The organism is Mesorhizobium sp. M0626, assembly GCF_040320665.1.
GTDB lineage: Bacteria > Pseudomonadota > Alphaproteobacteria > Rhizobiales > Rhizobiaceae > Mesorhizobium.
Window position 1 is genome coordinate 1 of sequence record NZ_JAMYQD010000060.1, and the last position, 752, is coordinate 752.

The 752-nt window shown below is 64.5% G+C and carries 1 protein-coding gene; it reads left to right on the top strand.

The genetic code is table 11. From position 1 onward, the window contains the following. Window positions 1–693: integrase core domain-containing protein (locus tag NKI37_RS31860; protein ID WP_352794666.1), on the top strand; the 693-nt coding region annotated here is incomplete at its 5' end. Window positions 694–752 lie beyond the last annotated feature (59 nt).

Sequence of the window (752 nt, forward strand, 5' to 3'; positions counted from 1 at the left end):
ACGGTGATGGATGCGTCGAGCCGCTATCTTCTGGCGCTCGAAGCGACGGGGTCGACGGCCGATAGCGAAGCCTGGCCGGTGTTCGAACGGCTGTTTGAAGAGCATGGCCTGCCGGATCGCTTCAGAAGCGACAATGGCCCGCCCTTCGCATCGGCCGGCGTCACCGGGCTGACGCCGCTTGTCGTGCGCTTCATCAAGCTCGGCATCACCCTGGAGCGGATCGCACCCGGCAGGCCACAGCAGAACGGACGTCACGAGCGCTTTCACCTGACCATGCTGCCGATGGCCGAGGCACCGGAAGCCGACCGAACGGCACAGGGCCAGGCCTTCGAGACCTTCCGCCACAGCTACAATGAGGAACGTCCCCATGAGGCGCTGGGCATGGATACGCCCGCCCAGCACTACCGGTCCTCACAGCGCGCCATGCCCAGGACACCACCCGAGCCCGTCTATCCGGCCGAGGCCTCGGTCCGCCGCGTGCGCCACAATGGCGAGATCCGATGGAATGGCGGCTTCATATATGTCTCGCAAGCGCTGGCGGGCGAACCGGTCGCTGCGTTGGAGACCGAAGACGGACAATGGACACTCTCATTCCATGCCCACCCGCTCGGCATCATCGACACACGGCACATGAAGCTTGTCCGCCGCAGCGCCGCGCCAACCAATCCGCTTGGCGCTGCGGCGGACGCATAGGGGGAGAGAAGTGTCACCTATGTATCCGGTTCAAAGTGTTACCCATCTATCGGCTGGAC